The 17002-nt window shown below is 43.2% G+C and carries 8 protein-coding genes and 1 pseudogene; 5 read left to right on the top strand and 4 right to left on the bottom strand.

Features of this window, described 5'->3' with window-relative positions; all coding sequences use genetic code 11:
* Window positions 1-57: 57 nt before the first annotated feature.
* A complete protein-coding gene (gene rmuC / locus RDO37_RS08870; protein WP_308498825.1) occupies window positions 58-2403 on the bottom strand; it encodes a DNA recombination protein RmuC in 2346 nt (781 codons plus the stop codon).
* Window positions 2404-3565: 1162 nt separating this feature from the next.
* Here rmuC and RDO37_RS08865 point away from each other — a divergent pair.
* Together RDO37_RS08865 and RDO37_RS08860 are read left to right on the top strand one after the other, a co-directional pair.
* Window positions 3566-3856, top strand: coding sequence for a hypothetical protein (locus tag RDO37_RS08865; protein WP_308498824.1), 291 nt, complete (start codon window positions 3566-3568; stop codon window positions 3854-3856).
* Between the two features lie 103 nt (window positions 3857-3959).
* Window positions 3960-5891, top strand: coding sequence for a hypothetical protein (locus tag RDO37_RS08860; RefSeq protein ID WP_308498823.1), 1932 nt, complete (start codon window positions 3960-3962; stop codon window positions 5889-5891).
* A gap of 438 nt (window positions 5892-6329) precedes the next feature.
* Here the strand turns inward: RDO37_RS08860 and ppk1 are convergent.
* The 3 genes and pseudogenes from ppk1 to RDO37_RS08845 all read right to left on the bottom strand — a co-directional run.
* Window positions 6330-8381, bottom strand: a pseudogene (gene ppk1, locus RDO37_RS08855) (polyphosphate kinase 1); the annotation flags it as partial.
* Window positions 8382-9062: 681 nt separating this feature from the next.
* Window positions 9063-10565, bottom strand: coding sequence for a hypothetical protein (locus RDO37_RS08850; protein WP_308498822.1), 1503 nt, complete (start codon window positions 10563-10565; stop codon window positions 9063-9065).
* Between the two features lie 181 nt (window positions 10566-10746).
* Window positions 10747-11148 (bottom strand): outer membrane protein assembly factor BamE, encoded by a 402-nt coding sequence (locus RDO37_RS08845; protein WP_308498821.1) that lies wholly within the window; start codon window positions 11146-11148, stop codon window positions 10747-10749.
* 658 nt (window positions 11149-11806) lie between these two features.
* Here RDO37_RS08845 and grpE point away from each other — a divergent pair.
* From grpE to dnaJ, 3 genes are all read left to right on the top strand, one after another.
* Window positions 11807-12562 carry a nucleotide exchange factor GrpE gene (grpE, locus tag RDO37_RS08840; RefSeq protein ID WP_308498820.1) on the top strand — a complete coding sequence of 252 codons (756 nt, stop codon included), beginning with the start codon at window positions 11807-11809 and terminating at the stop codon, window positions 12560-12562.
* 611 nt (window positions 12563-13173) lie between these two features.
* Window positions 13174-15114 carry a molecular chaperone DnaK gene (gene dnaK / locus RDO37_RS08835; RefSeq protein WP_281710225.1) on the top strand — a complete coding sequence of 647 codons (1941 nt, stop codon included), beginning with the start codon at window positions 13174-13176 and terminating at the stop codon, window positions 15112-15114.
* A 361-nt stretch (window positions 15115-15475) separates the two neighbouring features.
* On the top strand, window positions 15476-16708 hold the full coding sequence (dnaJ, locus tag RDO37_RS08830; protein ID WP_027939723.1) for a molecular chaperone DnaJ: 1233 nt from the start codon (window positions 15476-15478) through the stop codon (window positions 16706-16708).
* The last annotated feature ends 294 nt before the right edge of the window (window positions 16709-17002 follow it).

Raw genomic sequence — 17002 nt, 5'->3', positions numbered from 1 at the left:
GATCGCAGCGACTGCGATCTTTAGTTACGAGATGCTTGTTAGCTATGCCGACCTTATTTAGTCTGTGCCATGGAGCGGGTGCTGCTTATCGTCAGCATCATCCTCATTAAGATCATCGCTGTTGCCATTGGCAAGATCTTCAGATGCATTAGCTTCAACAGGTATAACACCTGCCTCATTTCCATCAATCTCAAGAGAGATTGTAGAGGCTATGGTGTCTTTGGCTGCAGCTAATTGTGGCTCATCAAATAAAGGTACATCAGTTTCATTAGATACTACGCTTTGAGAGTCACTGATCTTATTGTTCGCATCATCAGAGCTTGTAGAGTCCTCTGCTAGCGAAATGGTTTTAAGCGGCTTGATAGAGCATTCAATGGCTTTGACATTGTCATCTTGCATGCCAATGCCAAGCTCATGCTCATAGTTCTTAAATGCCTGCTCAGTAAGATTAGGTGCATCGTAAGAGAAGACCTCAAGTAATCTACGTAAGTTACCGCGACCTTCACATAAGGAGGTATTGACCGCATCAATTTGCTTATTGAAATTGTCGCGGATCTGCTTAATCTTTTCAAAGTCTCTACAGACCTTGTCGCATTTGCGGTAGATAGCATCAGCGCTCTTAGATAATTGCTTAAACTTGTCGCCTTGATGAGCTAAATTCCATAAATTAGCCACAATACGCAGCGCAGGGAATAAGGTTGAAGGTGATACTAGGTAGACGTTATCGCTTTGAGCTTTGTCATACATAGTTGGATCATTCTTCAAGGCAATGGTTAAGGCCTGATCGATAGGCACAAACATAAAGACAAAGTTTGGACTGCCAAACTCGCCATAGGATGGATAATCCTTATTTTTAAGCTCAGCAATATGGTTATACACAGATGTAATATGACGCTTAAGAGCATCATTAGCCGCATCCTCATCACCTTCGTTTTCAGCTGCAATGTACTGTGTATAGGCGCTTAAAGAGCACTTAGAGTCAATAATAATGCCTTGGTTTTGTGGCAGTTGCACAAGCACATCGACACGTCCTCGTTCACCCTCTTCATTTGTTGAGGCAAGCTCACGTACGTAGGTTTCGTTTTTAACTAAGCCTGCGGCCTCTAAAACTTTCTCTAAACGCAGCTCACCCCACATGCCCTGAGTCTTAGCGCCTTGCATTAAGGCATTAGTCAAGTTGTGAGCCTGCTGTTCTAAAGTAACCTGGGCTTGCTGCAGATTCTTAAGCTCATTTTTAAGCTGGCCAGCCTGCTCAGAACTGGTCTTTTGTGTTGCGTTGATAAGCTCTCTAAATGTAGCCAGCTCTTTTTGCAGAGGATTAACAATGATCTGCATATGTTCTTTGTTAGCAGACTGTAAGGACTCTGATCTTTCTTTTAAGAGCTTTTCACCTAAGTTATTAAGGCGGTTTTCTAAGTTTTTATTGTTTTCAGCAATACGCTTTTCTTCGTTCTCTTGAATAGTCTTAAGCGTAGTCACCTCGCTAGTAAGAGAGGCCACTTTTGAGATCTTTTCTGAAAGAGTGTTGGACATATCTTCAAGCTTTTGCTTGAGATCGCGATTGTCTTTTTCAAGCTTATCGATAGTTTGCTTAGAGCTGCTAATGGTGTTGTTTAAGAGCTCCTCATGAGCGTTCTTGAGATCTGCTAAGGTCTTCTTATGCACCTCTTTACAATCTTCTAAGCTAGCTTTTGCTTGCTCCTCAAGCTTCTTTAAAGTCTTGTCGTGATCTTCACTGAGCTTCTTAATGGTCTTTTCGTGTTCTTCACTAAGCTTACGATTAGTCTCATTAGCCTCTTGCTTAAGCTGTTCAAGCTGAGATTGAGCCTCTTCTTTAGTTGCCTGCAGTAAGGCCTTATCCTCTTCTTTGGTCTTCTCAAGCAAAGCGCTGCTTTCGCTCTTAGTCTTCTCTAAAAGAGCAGTACTTTCATTCTTAGTTTTTTCTAAGAGCGCTGCATTTTCACTCTTGGTTTTCTCAAGGAGCTCACGTGACTCAGTTTTGACCTGATTGAGCTCATCCTCAGCTTTCTTCTTTAAAACTGCAACTTCGTTTTCATGGTCAGAGCTAAGCTTTTGAATATAGTTCTCGCGCTCTTCGATCTTAGCGCTAAGAGCCTCCATCTTGGCCTTGAGATCAGCGGTAGTGGAGCTTAGGTTAACTTCCTTTTCTTGGGCGCTTTTAGAGAGCTCTTCAAAGTTTGTTTTAAGCTTATCAAGCTCAGCTTGTAAGAACTCTTTTTCTTTAGCAAGCTGCTCTGATTTGGTGGTGATCTCAACTAGCTCAGGGTTATTGCGTGACTTAACGCGTAAGGCTAAGACCTTGGCATAGAGAATGGCGCAGGTTACGGCAAGTACTACTACAAGTACACTCACAACCGTATTAGAACCAAGAAAGTGCAGCATAATAACCCCAGGAACAGTTAACAACTAAACAAAAACACAGCCACGCACAACCGCTTAAGCTAACCATGCACAGAAAGCCTTAGCAGTTGATACGATCAGGATAGATATAATAGCTTAATGTATCCCATCTGTCTCACTCAACCATAGACGATAATCGCTTGCACAGCCAGATCACCACTATAACTGATAGCAATGCTGTGTAATTACCCCAACAACCAATTTGTTTATCCACATTCACGTAGAAATCAGTAGCTGCATAAACGCCATACTTATCAGCTTTTACTGCACTATTTGGCCTCTTTAACTGCAAAACAGATTCTAAGATGATGCCAGATCATAGAGGGTGGCAAAGTAGGGCATAGCTGATTAGTTTATCCACATTCACGTAGAAATCAGTAGCGCATCAAACGCTATACTTATCAGGTTTTACAGCAGTATTTGGTCTCTTTAACTGCAAAACAGATTTTAACTGCAGCTAGGGTAATAGATGGCTGAAGGTAGGGCATAGCCGATTAGTTTATCCACATTCACGTAGAAACCAGTAGCTACATAAACGGCATACGTATCAAGTTTTACAGCAGTATTTGTCCTCTTTAACTGCAAAACAGATCTAAGATGATGCTAGATCATAGAGGGTGGCAAAGTAGGGCATAGCCGATTAGTTTATCCACATTCACGTAGAAACTAGTAGCTCATCAAACGCCATTCATATCTGGTTTTTGAGCAGTATTTGGTCTCTTTAACTGCAAAACAGATTTTAACTGCAGCTACGGCCATAGGCGACAGCAAAGTATGGCACAGCTGATTAGTTTATCCACATTCACGTAGATGCTAGTAGCTGCCTAAATGGCGTACTTATCAGGCTTTTGAGCAGTATTGGGCCTCTTTAACTGCAAAACAGATTTTAGAAGATGCCAGATCATAGAGGGTAGCAAAGTAGGGCATAGCCGATTAGTTTATCCACATTTACGTAGAAATCAGTAGCTCATCAAACGCCATACTTATCAGCTTCTGCGGCTGTATTCGGTCATTTTAACTGCAAAACAGAATTTAGATTATGTAAGGGGTGGCTAAGTAGGGTAATAACTGGATTAGTTTATCCATATTCACGTAGATGCTAGTAGCTGCCTAAATGGCATATTTATCAGGTTTTTGAGAAGTATTGGGCCTATTTAACTGCAAAACAGACATCTTACAAGAGCGCTTAGGTGAGTCTTTAATCAAGAAGTTTAAGCAGCTTGAGCTTTACGAAATTACAACCTTAGTGCTCGCACCGTCAAATGTCGCGACGGCCCTAGATACTAGTGTAGTGATGCCGATAGACACAAATGTTGCTAGCAGCTTACAATGTAAGAGTGCGACAAGCATGATCCTGGACTTTGCTAATGTAATTACAGCTAATGATTACCGAGAGCTTGAGCTTATTGAAGAGGCGCAAAACTTTACAGTCTAGGCTTTAAAACCTAGATCTTTAGTAAGCGAGATTTTGATTATTGGCGATCATTGTTCAGCAATAGTGTTATTGGGCGTGATAGAGCAAATTGTGTAGGTTGCAGATGGATTTTGAGATTGAAGAAGGGCGACTGCTTGCATGTTTGGGCAATGATGAAGATCTTGTGATCCCTGAGGGTGTTAAGTTCATTTCTAGAGATTGCACTTTTTCGAATGCAGCGGCTATTAAATCTATCTATCTGCCGCAGAGCTTTTTAGGATTTGAAAAGGCAAACAAGGACGATAATTACTTCATTTTCAATAATGAGACTCAGACTATTACGAATATCTATATAAAGTCTGATATCGATAACTATATCCCTAGCCACATTGCGGCATTATTCGAATCTAATACAAATAGCTTAGATACCTATGGCTTATTTGATGGTCTCAGACTGCCAAATCTCGAGCGCTATTCGGTTCATCAAGGCAACCCTATCTATAGAGATGTCGATGGCTTACTCTATAGTGAAGACTTAAGCTGCTTATTAAGTGTACCGTCTAAAAATGTCGATGAGGTGGTGCTGCCTAGGCAGTTAACCACAATCAACCCCAATATAGCATTAGCCAAGCACTATGCTAAGTTGAAAATAATTAGCTTAGAGACGTTTTTAAGAGACAAAATTTTAGAGCAGCTGTGCTTACTACCAAGCCAACTGGTGATCTTGTATGCCCCTAACCTTGAGTTGTACTTTTCAAGAAGCTCGGATGAGAAACGGCAACTCAAGATAGATAATTTGATTTGTTGTTTTCCTATGCTTCAAGAAGAGCTTATGGATAATGACAAATTCGCGAGCAGCGCAGCTATGGGTTACCTTTTTGAACCTGAGCTGTATGATAAATGGCATAAGAGAGATTGCATCAAACGTTTGCTGTTAGATGAGGCGTATCTATACCCACTTACAACAAATAACCATGGCCTTAAGATTGTTAAAGACTTTTATGAGCAGATATGGGATTCTAGTAGCATGCCTATGATGCTGCCTAAAAAAGGTTTTAGCTCTTCAGTATATCTTTATGAGGCGATCTTAAGAGGCAGCATAGATGATGTTCAAAGTGCACTTGCAACTAACTTTGACTTTCATGGTCTTTTTGAGGATGTTTGGGTTCAAAATCGCTACTCGGGAGGTCAGGCCTTAGCTTTGGCGTGCCGTTATGGTGGCGTACAAAAGGTAAGATGCTTGTTAGAAAACCACAACTTTTGTAAAGCACCCAAAAATAAATTCCTCCATAGCCCTTTGCAAGAGTTTATCGCAGGCCTTAATTATCTTTGGGTTGTCAGCTCACTTAGGTTTGATATTGCCATCAACACTCATTTGTACATAGCAGATAATGCTGAAATCCGAGGCTATACACCTTTGAGTGAAGAAGAACGCATAGAGTGCATTGCGCTTTTATTTAACCGAGGCATTATCCGAGAATTTACAAGCTCACATGCCTATGTGGAGCCGGTTGATCGTATGTACATTTATGCCTTAGTCTCAGGAGAGAGCAAGATTGCTACATACCTAAAAGGTAAAGGCGCATCACTTAGCACCATCTTTAGCGCTTCTCGCTATGGGCAATATGCTAAAGACCTAAAAGAGCTCCTCTTTCAAGCAATTGAGATCGACCCAAAGAGCATCGTGACCTTAGCTAAAGCACAGCAAGAAGAGGGAGGTAGTTTAAGGATCAATCTAGGAATGTTGCTTTCTATTCTTAAAACAGATGAGAGCGCTCTTAGCGATCTATTAAGCTATATCGAGATCAAGGCAGCTGACCGCTCTGATCTTCTCGAGATCGCCATTGATCGCGGCAATATAGAGTTTTTAGCTTCCGCGCTCAGACAAGGATTGGTCAAAAGCAAAAGGAGCCTCGATAAGTTTATTGAGCATGCAAGCAATAAAAACGCACATGAGGCAACTGCGATCTTGCTCGACTACAAAGATGCAACTTTCAATAGCAAAAAGCCTGCTCAACGAGCAAGCAAGTCAAAGCGCCCATCATTAAAGCTCTAAAGGACAGCTAGGTGTGCTTAGTGGAATGCGGGTATAAAAAATGCCCGGTCTTTTTAGGACAGGGCATTTGAGGGGTAATCAATCGTTAATTTGTGTTGCTTATGGCTTAGGAGTTTTTGCCTTTACCGAAGCTTTGCCTTTGGAGTCACTCTTGTCTGATTTGTCTAATTTGTCAGACTTGGAAGACTTGGCATCAGTCTTATCGGACTTATCCTGCCTTACATCGCCTTTGGAGCTCTTGGAGTCAGCCTTCTCTGCCTTGTCAGCTTTCTCTGTCTTTTCTGACTTATCTAATTTTTCGGACTTGTCGGCCTTGCTTGACTTACTCTTTGATGCATCGCTGCTTTGTACTTGAGCGGAGCTAGACTTGCTTTTATTTGACTGAGCGTTCACGGTATCGCTAGAGCGCTTCTCTTTTAAAGCCTCTGTAAGCTTCAACTCCACATTCTCAAGGTACTTGTGAATTTCGATTTGGGAGCGAATCTTTGGAGCATTAGGAGTGTAAGGTACATACTCATTCTTCTGATCTGCATCGATAATACGAGCCTTCTGATTGTCGCTCTCTTGGATCTTGAAGATAGTACGGATGCGGTCACGCAGTACAGGATCTAATACTGGGGTACCAACCTCGATACGGTGATCGAGGTTACGGGTCATCCAGTCTGCTGAGGAGATATAGAGCTCTTCATCATTGTTGTTGCAGAAGATCATGACACGTGGGTGCTCTAAGAAACGGTCAACTACAGAAGTGATGTAGATGTTCTCAGATAAGCCCTCAATGCCTGGACGCAGTGAGCACATGCCACGGATGATAGCGCGGATCTTAACGCCTGCCTGAGAGGCCTTGTAAAGACGAGCAGTCAGGCCGTCATCAACTAAGTTATTAACCTTGAGGTTGATATAGGATGGCAGACCCATGCTTGCATTCTCAATCTCACGATCGATCATGGCGTAAATGCGTTGACGAGCGTTGATTGGAGAAACTAAGAGCTTATCAAAGCGTGGACGAGTATATGGGTACTCAATAAAGTCAAAGACGTTTAATACCTCACGAGTCTGGGCATCATCACGAGTAAACAGAGCAAAGTCAGTGTAGATCTTGGCAGTCTTCTCGTTAAAGTTACCAGTACCAATGTGAGCATAGTGAACGGTTCTACCATTTTCCTTACGGGTTACTAAGCACAGCTTAGAGTGAATCTTTAAGGTTGGCAGACCGAAGAGAACCTTAACGCCAGCGTCAGTTAAGTGAGATGCCCACTTAATGTTGTTAGCCTCATCAAAGCGAGCCTTAAGCTCAACCACTACGGTGACGCGCTTACCGTTATTAGCAGCATCGATAAGTGAGTCGATTACGCGGCTATTGCGAGCAACACGGTAGATGTTGATACGAATAGCTGTAACCTTTGGATCGTAGGAAGCCTGACGTAAGAACTCAGTGAAGTATTCAAATGAGTAGTATGGGTAGTAAAGCAGGATATCGCCTGCAGAAATAGCATCAAAAGCATTGATGTAGCTGTCAAACTGAGTTGAGCGTACTGGCGCTAATGATGGATATTCAAACTCCTCAGAGTGACCCACACTTGGGAAGGATAAGAAGTCCTTAAAGTTATGGTAACGGTTACCAGCCATGCAAGAGTCGATGTCAGACAGATGGAGCTCATCGGTCATGAAAGACACCATCTCAGGAGGCATTGCTCTGTCATAAGCAAAGCGTACTGGCATGGCGCTTAAACGCTGCTTTAAGGAGTTAGACATGTTCTCAAGTACGGACATGTCTACATTAGAGAGCAGGTCGTACTCGGAGTCACGGTTCATCTTAATGGAGTAGGCCTCGATGGTATCGTAATCAAAGAAGCTCTTGAAGATGTCGTCAAGGCAGATGCGAATTACGTTATCAAGGAACATTAAGGTAGTTTCGCCTTCTTGAGTAGGCATACTGATAAAGCGAGGAACTACATCAGATGGAATCTCAATTAAGGCATAAGAATGATCTTTGCCAGTCATGCGTACGAGCAGGTAGGTGTACTGATCGCGCATGAACTTAACTAGATCAATGTGTTCATTGAAGATGATTGGATTGATGTGCTTGAGCACGTGACGACGGAAGTAGCTACGAATCCAACTCTTTTGGCTTTCGGTAACTTCAGTCTCATCTCTTAAGTAGATCTTGTTGTCGGCAAGCTCTTGAACCAGAGTTCGGTAAATGCGGTTAACTTCTTTTTGATAGGAGCCAACTACAGTCTGTACGCTCTTGAGCAGCTTAGTACTTTCACGACCAGAACCATTCTCTTTATTAATGATGATCTGGCGCTTGAGGTTAGCTACACGAACCTTGAAGTATTCGTCCTGGTTATTAGCGTAGATACCTAAGAAGCGAATCTTTTCAATGAGTGGCACAGATTGGTCGGCAGCCTCTTGAAGCACACGGCCATTAAAGGATAACCAAGATAGCTCCTTCGGTACCAAATCAAGTTGAGTTTCTTCTGACATGACCAATCCCTGTAGACATGAAAAAATAAGACACCATGAGCCACAATCTAAAGTTACATCGCTTTTCCAAGGATGAATCGTTTACAACTAAACTTTAGAAAAGTTTTATGTGTAAAGGATTGTATTGATTTGCTTTAGCAAAATGGCACCAACTTTTTAAGTTGAGCTGGTGTCGTTGGCTCTAAAAAGCCATAGTATATGCGGTAAAAATTAAGTTCTTGTTAAGTTAGATCAACTGATCTAGACAACAAAAATACACTCATGTTTTGCCGAAAATCGCCTCGATATTACAAATTGAGGCCGACCTAACATTGTACGCCAGCTCATCGCAATTCCGCTTAGCACTGTATACAAATACAGTTGTACATCACGCTTTAGATCCAAACAAGTATTAAGACAAGATCTGCAAGTACATTAAGACAAAATAGTAGAGTTTTGGGCAAAAATAGTTTTATGGGCAGCTCTCGTAGAGCTTAATGCTGGATAACAGACTGCTTCTTCTAGCTTTGCTGTAAATGCAAAGAGAGCTATTGGATGCGCCTAGACGTTTTAGGCTGTGGCTAAGTATAAAGAGCTTATGGAGCTGGCTTACTAAAGCGCTAAGAATACATAAATATGTATCTCGCCTCTAGATAGTGGCACGAGGGTGGTGCTGCTCATTTAAGGCGAGATGGTGAAGCATTAGTTGCTATCTTGCTGATTAGATATGGCTGCAGCTGCAGCTTCGGCTTTTTCTTTGGCTTGCTTAAGGCGCTCTTCATGACGCTCAATCAGTCGCTGATGGGCCTCTTTGATATCCTTATCTGCTTTTGGAGTGATAGCTTGAGATCCTTTGCTATCCTCAGATGAGTTATTCTTTGGTGCTTTCTCATAGAACTCTAATGGAATGTTTAGCTCAGCTTCGTTGCTCTTAAGAATATCCTCAGTGACAGTCTCAGATGGAACATTTGGCATTGCGTAACCTTGAGATGCATTAGCCTCAGGCATGTTCTTACCAGTTGCATCAGGCATGTTCATATCAGTTGCATCTGGCTTGTTCATATCAGTTGCATCTGGCATGTTCTTATCTTGTGCCTCAGAAGCACCGGTTGGTGCTGTATTCTCTGTTGAAACGCTCACACTTGATGAACCATTGAGATCTTGGCGGGCGCTGTTGCTAATTGCAGCTTTATTCTCGGTCTGTAAGCTTTTTTCTTTGGATGCATTAGTTACATCTTGAGATTCATTAGTAATGGTTGCACCTGAAAAGTCTTCAGACTTTGTAGCCGTATTATCTTTAGCTTTCTTTGCAGGGCTCTTGTCAGTATCAAAGATATTGATGACAGAGCTGCTTTGTGGTTGCGCGTTTTGATCTTGGTTTACTGATCTTGCTTGTGGGTTACTCAAGATAAGATTGCTAGCTTCTTTGGCGTTAGCGGCACGTTGCTTCTTGCGCTCGTTGATGAGCGCTTCAAGATTATTCTTAATATCAGAGATGTCGTCAGCTTTTTGCTCCTTTTCTGCATTAGGAGCAGAGGCAGATTTATTAGTGTCCTTTGTAGTATTAGTTGTTAGCTGTTGGTAATACGGTGATCCTGGTGTCATAAGTCCAGTGAGCATCTGTCCTGCAGCACGATTACCAAGACGTGCTGATTGCTCTAAAAGTTGCACACCAATACCGATAGTACGAGGGTCTTGAATGAAGACTCGTCCAGCAACTTCAAGGCCATTGACCTCGCCACGAATGTTAACGATACGCTGTAGCCAATATGCACCTTGAGTTGGCTGATTGTAGGCGTAGAAGTAACGAGCCACAAGGGCGATCTTATTTGGCCTTACGATGATGTTGTCGTAAGGCATACGGTTGCCTTCAATCAAGGCTTTTAAAGCACAGCTTTCATAGGCTTGGGTTGGCTTCATTCTTTGGTAAAGAAAGGCACCATGCGGATAGTCAGTAGTATTAGTGAAGGTGCTGTTATAAGTTTCGACGATCTCATCAAGATAAGTCAGATCGCCTGCAGCACATTCGATACACTTTTGGATGAAGAACTCAGTCTTAGTACGAGGCTTTTTTAAAACGATCTCTTCGCCTTGTTCTTCAACCATGATCTCCTCAGAGGTTTCATCACGGATAGAGCAGCCATTTAATAGCATGCTAGCGGTGAGTAATGCACATGATGCAAGAGTTATTTTTGCATATCTCATCGAAACGTCCCTCTGAGTTATCCATCTAACAGACTAAAGATACCACTTTTAGCGTCAGATTGAAGCGAGCGTAATAGCTTGATTAGTTAGTATGGTGAGCATACAAAAATGCCCGCGATAACGCAGGCACTTTTAGAATGAATCTACGGTAGTAATGCTTAGCTCTTAGGCATTGAAAATACTACTGTGAATTGTCAGGAGCAATGACCATGTCCTCAGAGGAGATCTTCTGTACGCTATTTACGCCATAGTTGAACTCGGCTGGCTTTTCAAAGTCGCCATGGATATCAACTAAGGTACGGCCTTGGAAAATAGCGATTAAGGTCTTAATCTCTGGGTCATTCCAACCCTGACGATGCAGCTGAGTGTAGTACCAACGGCTGTTATCTAAAGGATCGGTGAGCATTGGAGTGCCGAGAATGAAGCGTACCTGATCGTCAGTCATGCCTTGACGCAGCTTGTTGACTGCTTCTTGCTCAACGAAGTTGCCCTGGTCTAAATCGTAACGATAAGCACAACCGTTAGTTAAGGTGGCTAAAGTGGCGGTGAGTGCACCAATGAGTAAAATCTTGTTTAATCTCATGCTGATTGGCTCAAAGCTCTATTAACAGCAGCAGTCATGTAAAGGACAATCATCCTCTAGGCATATGCCATAACTGCAGGCAGCTATTGTGTATGCAGCTGTTGACTGCGGGTAATCGATCTGGCAGCTCATTAAGAGTGTGATCAGTTGTTAAGGCTTGATTATAGCTTAACTTCACTTAGGGAATGCTTAGATATCCCATTAAAACAGACTCTTTAGCTACGCAAAAGTTCACACATTGTATCAAAAGCCCGAAAAAATTTGCCATAGACACTTGAAAGATACTTTATTAGCCTCCATATGTAATCAAGTGCACTAATATTCAGTGCAAGAAGCAGCATGGTTTTATCTATCTTAAGAATCTTTTAGATAGCGTCATGGTCACTTTTGTCAATTGACATGGGCAGACTTTTAGAACATTATGCGATTGCTTTGGTCTTAGACAGCGTTAGTGGCTTGCTTTTTCCTCAGCGGTCTTAATAGTAAGTTGCTGAGGAAAAAGTAAGATACACTCTAGGCTCTAGTGATTGGGTTAACTAAGCGCCATTGAACATTCATTTGAATGTTCAGTTTAGTTTAAAGCGCTCTTAGCTAGATAGATACTATTTTAAGCCTAGACGCTGTATGTTTATGGTTTTTCATTTTTCAGGATATGCAGATGCAAGATAACGAAAAGCAGACTGTTCAGGATGCGCTCAACACTTTAAAGGCTAATAGCACTGACCGTGATGAAATCGCTGCCCGTATGGCTGCACAGGCTTATGCTAATAATGCAGCAATGGCACAGGACGCACAGCCACAGCAAGGCGCAGCTTTCAATGCCAATGGTGCTCCTGAGGATCAAAACGTAACTGCAGCAAATGATGCTGAAGTTCAGCAAGCAGAGATTACTGATGCAACTCCAGAGGAGCTTGCAGCTGAAGTAGCTAAGCTCCAGAGCGAAAACTCTGCTCTTAGCAATCAGGTTCACGAGCTAACTATGGCTCTTGCCGCTGAGCACGACAAGATGCTGCGTGCTGTAGCTGAGGCTGATAACGTACGTAAGAGAGCTGAGCAGGACGTTGATCGCGAGCGTAAGTACGCTTTAGAGAAGTTTGTTCGTTCTTTAATGCCTGTATACGATGCTCTTGAAAAGGCTTTAGAGTTCTCTGATCGTAACAATGAGGCTACCAAGGCTACCATCGATGGCATTGAGAACACCTTAACTCTGTTCTTAAAGGAAATGTCATCTTTTGGCGTAGAGCAGGTTGATCCTACTGGCAATCCATTTGATCCAAACTTCCACCAGGCTGTGTCCATGGTTCCATCTACAGATGTTCCAAACAACCACGTATTAAACACCATGCAAAAGGGCTTTACCTTAAATGGTCGTGTGGTTCGCCCAGCTATGGTTATCGTTGCTAAGGGCAACTAATAACTAAAAAGCTTCATTACAAAGTAATGAGCTAAACCCTACAACCTCGTATCTTTCGTAAGATGCAGGTTGTAGGGTTTTTTCTTTATTTTGCACTTGAAAATAAGATCCCTCATCCCCAATTAATCTAACAGAGCAGATAAGAACAAGGTCGTTCATAATGCTCAGCTTGAATCAGTAAGCTAACACTTAGCTTTAAAACATTTACTCAAGACATTCTTCTTTAAAAGAACGTTAAAAGCGGAATATGTAAATGCTAGTTAAGTTACAAAAGTTTTACTGATTAAAATGCCTTGTTTATGGGGTTTGTAAATAAGTGCAAAAGAAAATTTAAAAAATTTTGTGATCAGTACTTGAAAACAAAATGTACTGACCCCACTTGTAATAACAGATAAGAAAAGAATTTCAAGAACCAAATGCACTGTGAGCCTCGTCATTTATGGCAACGACTTACAGCTTGCTAAAAGAGGCTCTGCATAAGATATGACCGTGACATCCACTGAAACGATGTACGGCAAGACCAGTGCTAGAGCTTTTAAGAGAGCAAAGAGATGTAAGACTTTCTGAAAGCTCTTTGGTTCTTTACAGCTTTGACAGCGGAGATAAATCAAATGGGAAAGATTATTGGTATTGACTTAGGTACTACTAACTCTTGCGTTTCTGTTCTTGATGGCGACAAGGTTCGCGTTTTAGAGAACTCCGAGGGTCGTCGTACTACTCCTTCGATCGTTGCTTATGCTGATGATGGCGAGATCTTAGTGGGTGATGCTGCTAAGCGTCAGGCCGTTACCAATCCAGAGAAGACCTTATTCGCTATTAAGCGTTTAATTGGTCGTCGTTACGATGATGGTGAGGTTCAGCGCGACATCTCCATCATGCCTTTCAAGATTGTTAAGGCCGACAACGGTGATGCTTGGGTAAGCGTCAACGACAAGAAGCTTGCTCCTCCTCAGATTTCTGCAGAAGTCTTAAAGAAGATGAAGAAGACTGCAGAAGACATCTTAGGTGAGCCAGTTACTGAGGCCGTTATTACCTGCCCTGCATACTTCAACGATTCACAGCGTCAGGCTACTAAGGATGCTGGCCGTATTGCAGGTTTAGAGGTTAAGCGTATCATCAACGAGCCTACCGCAGCAGCTATTGCTTACGGTGAGGACAAGGCTAAGGGCGAGCAGAAGATTGCTGTTTACGACTTAGGTGGTGGTACTTTCGATATCTCCATTATTGATATCGACGAGATCGACGGTGAGAAGACCTTCGAGGTATTAGCAACCAACGGTGATACTCACTTAGGTGGTGAAGACTTCGATAACCGCATCATTAACTACCTCGTTGAAGAGTTCAAGAATCAGCAGAATGTAGATTTACGTAAAGATCAGTTAGCTCTGCAGCGTTTAAAGGAAGCTGCTGAAAAGGCTAAGTGCGAGCTGTCTTCTTCACAGCAGACCGATGTTAACCTGCCATACATCACCGCAGACGCATCTGGTCCTAAGCACATGAACATCAAGATCACTCGTGCTAAGTTAGAAGCTTTAGTTGAGGATCTGGTTAACAAGACTTTAGAGCCTGTTAAGATTGCTTTAAACGATGCTGGCTTAAGCGTTTCTGAGATCAGCGACGTTATCTTAGTTGGCGGTCAGACCCGTATGCCAATGGTTCAGAAGTTAGTTGCTGACTTCTTCGGCAAGGAGCCTCGTAAGGACGTAAACCCTGACGAAGCTGTTGCTATGGGTGCTGCAATTCAGGGTGGCGTGCTCTCAGGTGCTAAGAACGACGTGCTCTTACTGGACGTTACCCCACTGTCCTTAGGTATCGAGACCTTAGGCGGCGTAATGACCACCATGATTCCTAAGAACACCACCATCCCTGCTAAGAAGTCACAGGTTTACTCAACTGCTGAGGACAATCAGTCAGCTGTAACTATTCACGTTCTCCAAGGTGAGCGTAAGCGTGCCTCTGACAACAAGTCTTTAGGCCAGTTCAACTTAGAGGGTATCGAGCCTGCTCCACGTGGCATGCCACAGATTGAAGTAAGCTTCGACATCGATGCTGATGGTCTTATCCACGTATCTGCTAAGGATAAGAAGACTGGTAAAGAGCAGAAGATCACCATTCAGTCCTCTTCAGGTCTGTCTGAGGATGATATCGAGCGTATGGTACGCGAGGCAGAGCAGCACTCTGAGGAAGACAAGAAGTTTGAGGAGTTAGCTTCTGCACGTAACCGCGCTGACAACACCATCCACACTGTACGTAAGGAGTTAAACGACAAGAACGTACAGGGCGAGGACAAGGCTGAGGTTGAGCGTAACATCAACGCCCTTGAGCTTGCAGTTCGTGGCGACAACAAGGACGACATTGAGGCAGCTGAGAAGCGCGTCTTAGAGTCACTCCAGGCTATCTTAGCTCGTGCTCAGCAAGCTGCCGGTGCTCAGAGCGCTGGTGCTGGTGCATATCAGCAGGCTGATCAGGGTGCTCAGGCTAACCAGGGTTCATCACAGGATGACAATGTGGTAGACGCTGAGTTCGAAGAGGTTAAGGACGACAAGAAATAATTGTCCTCTCTAAACAATCTAAGCGTATGGCTAGCTAGTAATTAGCTAGTCATAGCAAACAGCAAGATGGCTCAACCACCGCAAGGGGGTTGGGCCTGTTTAGCTAGAAAAGATGGTAAGATACGCAACTTAATTAGAGCGACAAGCTTACTGATTTTTGACAAAAGCTGTTTAGGTCTTGCTTTAGTGCTTTGCAGGCATTGTGTCTTGGCAACAGAGTGCTAAAGCATGACAAGTTATTCACACTTTAGTTTTTGCAATATGTAGTAGTGCAGTGATTGCAGTGCAGCGAAAAGGCTTTAAGCTACATGCTTAAAGCTACAACTAAAGAGCAACACATACTGATTCTTTCGAGATAAGCATGGCAACAAAACGTGATTATTATGAGGTGTTAGGCGTCAAGAAAGGCGCAACTGATGATGAGATTAAGCGCTCATTCAAACGCCTCGCAATGAAGTATCACCCAGACCGTAATAAAGAAGCTGATGCGGGTGAGAAGTTCCGTGAGATCAATGAGGCATACCAAGTTCTTTCTGATCCAGCTAAGCGTCAGGCCTATGATGCAGGCGGCTTCTCTGCTGTAGACGGCTCTCGTGCTGATGATGGCGGCTTTGGTGGTTTCGGTGGATTTGGCGGTGCTGGTCCTGAGTTTGCTGACATCTTCTCGAGCATTTTCGGCGAGGGTGGTTTTGGCGGCATGGGCGGTCAGCGTCAACGTCGTCAATCTGGCCCTGTAAGATCTCGTGGTCGCGATTTACGTATCGTAGTTAACTTAACCTTAGAAGAGGCCGTTCAAGGTCTTACTAAAGAGATCAAGATTGAAACTCTTACTACTTGCCCAGACTGTAATGGTGAGGGTACTAAGGATCCTAAGAGCAGAAAGGCATGTCCATACTGCCACGGTTCTGGCGTAACAGTTTCACAGCAAGGCCCATTTGCTATTCAGCGTACCTGTGAGCACTGTAAGGGTGAGGGTTATGTAGTAACTGACCCATGTAAGCGCTGTCATGGTGAAGGCCGCATCAAGATGCCTCACACCGTCAAGATTAATATTCCTGGCGGCTTAGACACTGGTCAGCATGTAGTTGTATCAGGTGCTGGTGAGTCAGGTCAGCATGGCGGTCCAAACGGCGATCTGCTTGCTGTAATCCAGGTTGCAGAGCACAAGCTCTTTAAGCGTGACGGTGATAACCTCTACTGTGAAGTACCAATTAGCTTCACTACTGCAGCTTTAGGCGGCAAGGTAACTGTCCCAACCTTAGATGGAAAGCTTGCTATCACTGTTGAACCAGGCACTCAGACTGGTACTACCTTCAGACTTGCTGGTAAGGGTATTAAGGCTACTTACTCTAACCGTCCACGCGGTCACCTGTACTGCACTGTTGTAGTTGAGACCCCAGTAAATCTCAACGATTACCAAAAGGATCTGCTGCATAAGTTAGAGCAGTCACTTGAAGGTGAATCAAAGGACAGTAAGGATAAAAAAGAGGGTAAGAGCTCTACAGAGTCAGGCCACAGACCAAAGAGTGAAGACTTCATGGACAACATGAAATCATTCTTTAAAAACTTAGGTGGCGGCAAGAACTCTAAGTAGAGTCATATAAGACTCAAATATATAGCCTTAGGCTATATACAGACTCCATAGCGTGCTCTGACTAATGAGCATTAAGTTAGGGCATGCAACTGTCAAACATTAAAGCTTCACGGCAGCAATGCCATGAGGCTTTTTTCATACATACTTGCACCAAAGCAATAGCACCAACAAACTCAAAGTACACATCAGGGCAACAATTAAGCACGACCTAAAAAGGCCATGTAACAGTTGTTTTGCTATTCTGCTGTGCACTTAGTTAAGCTACTTTTTGGACTAAACACCAAAGCAAGCGAG

It is taken from the genome of uncultured Anaerobiospirillum sp. (genome assembly GCF_902485895.1).
In the GTDB taxonomy this organism is placed as follows: Bacteria; Pseudomonadota; Gammaproteobacteria; order Enterobacterales; family Succinivibrionaceae; genus Anaerobiospirillum; species Anaerobiospirillum succiniciproducens.
Note: the sequence above shows the minus strand (reverse complement) of the source record. Positions and strands in the feature narration are given on the sequence as shown.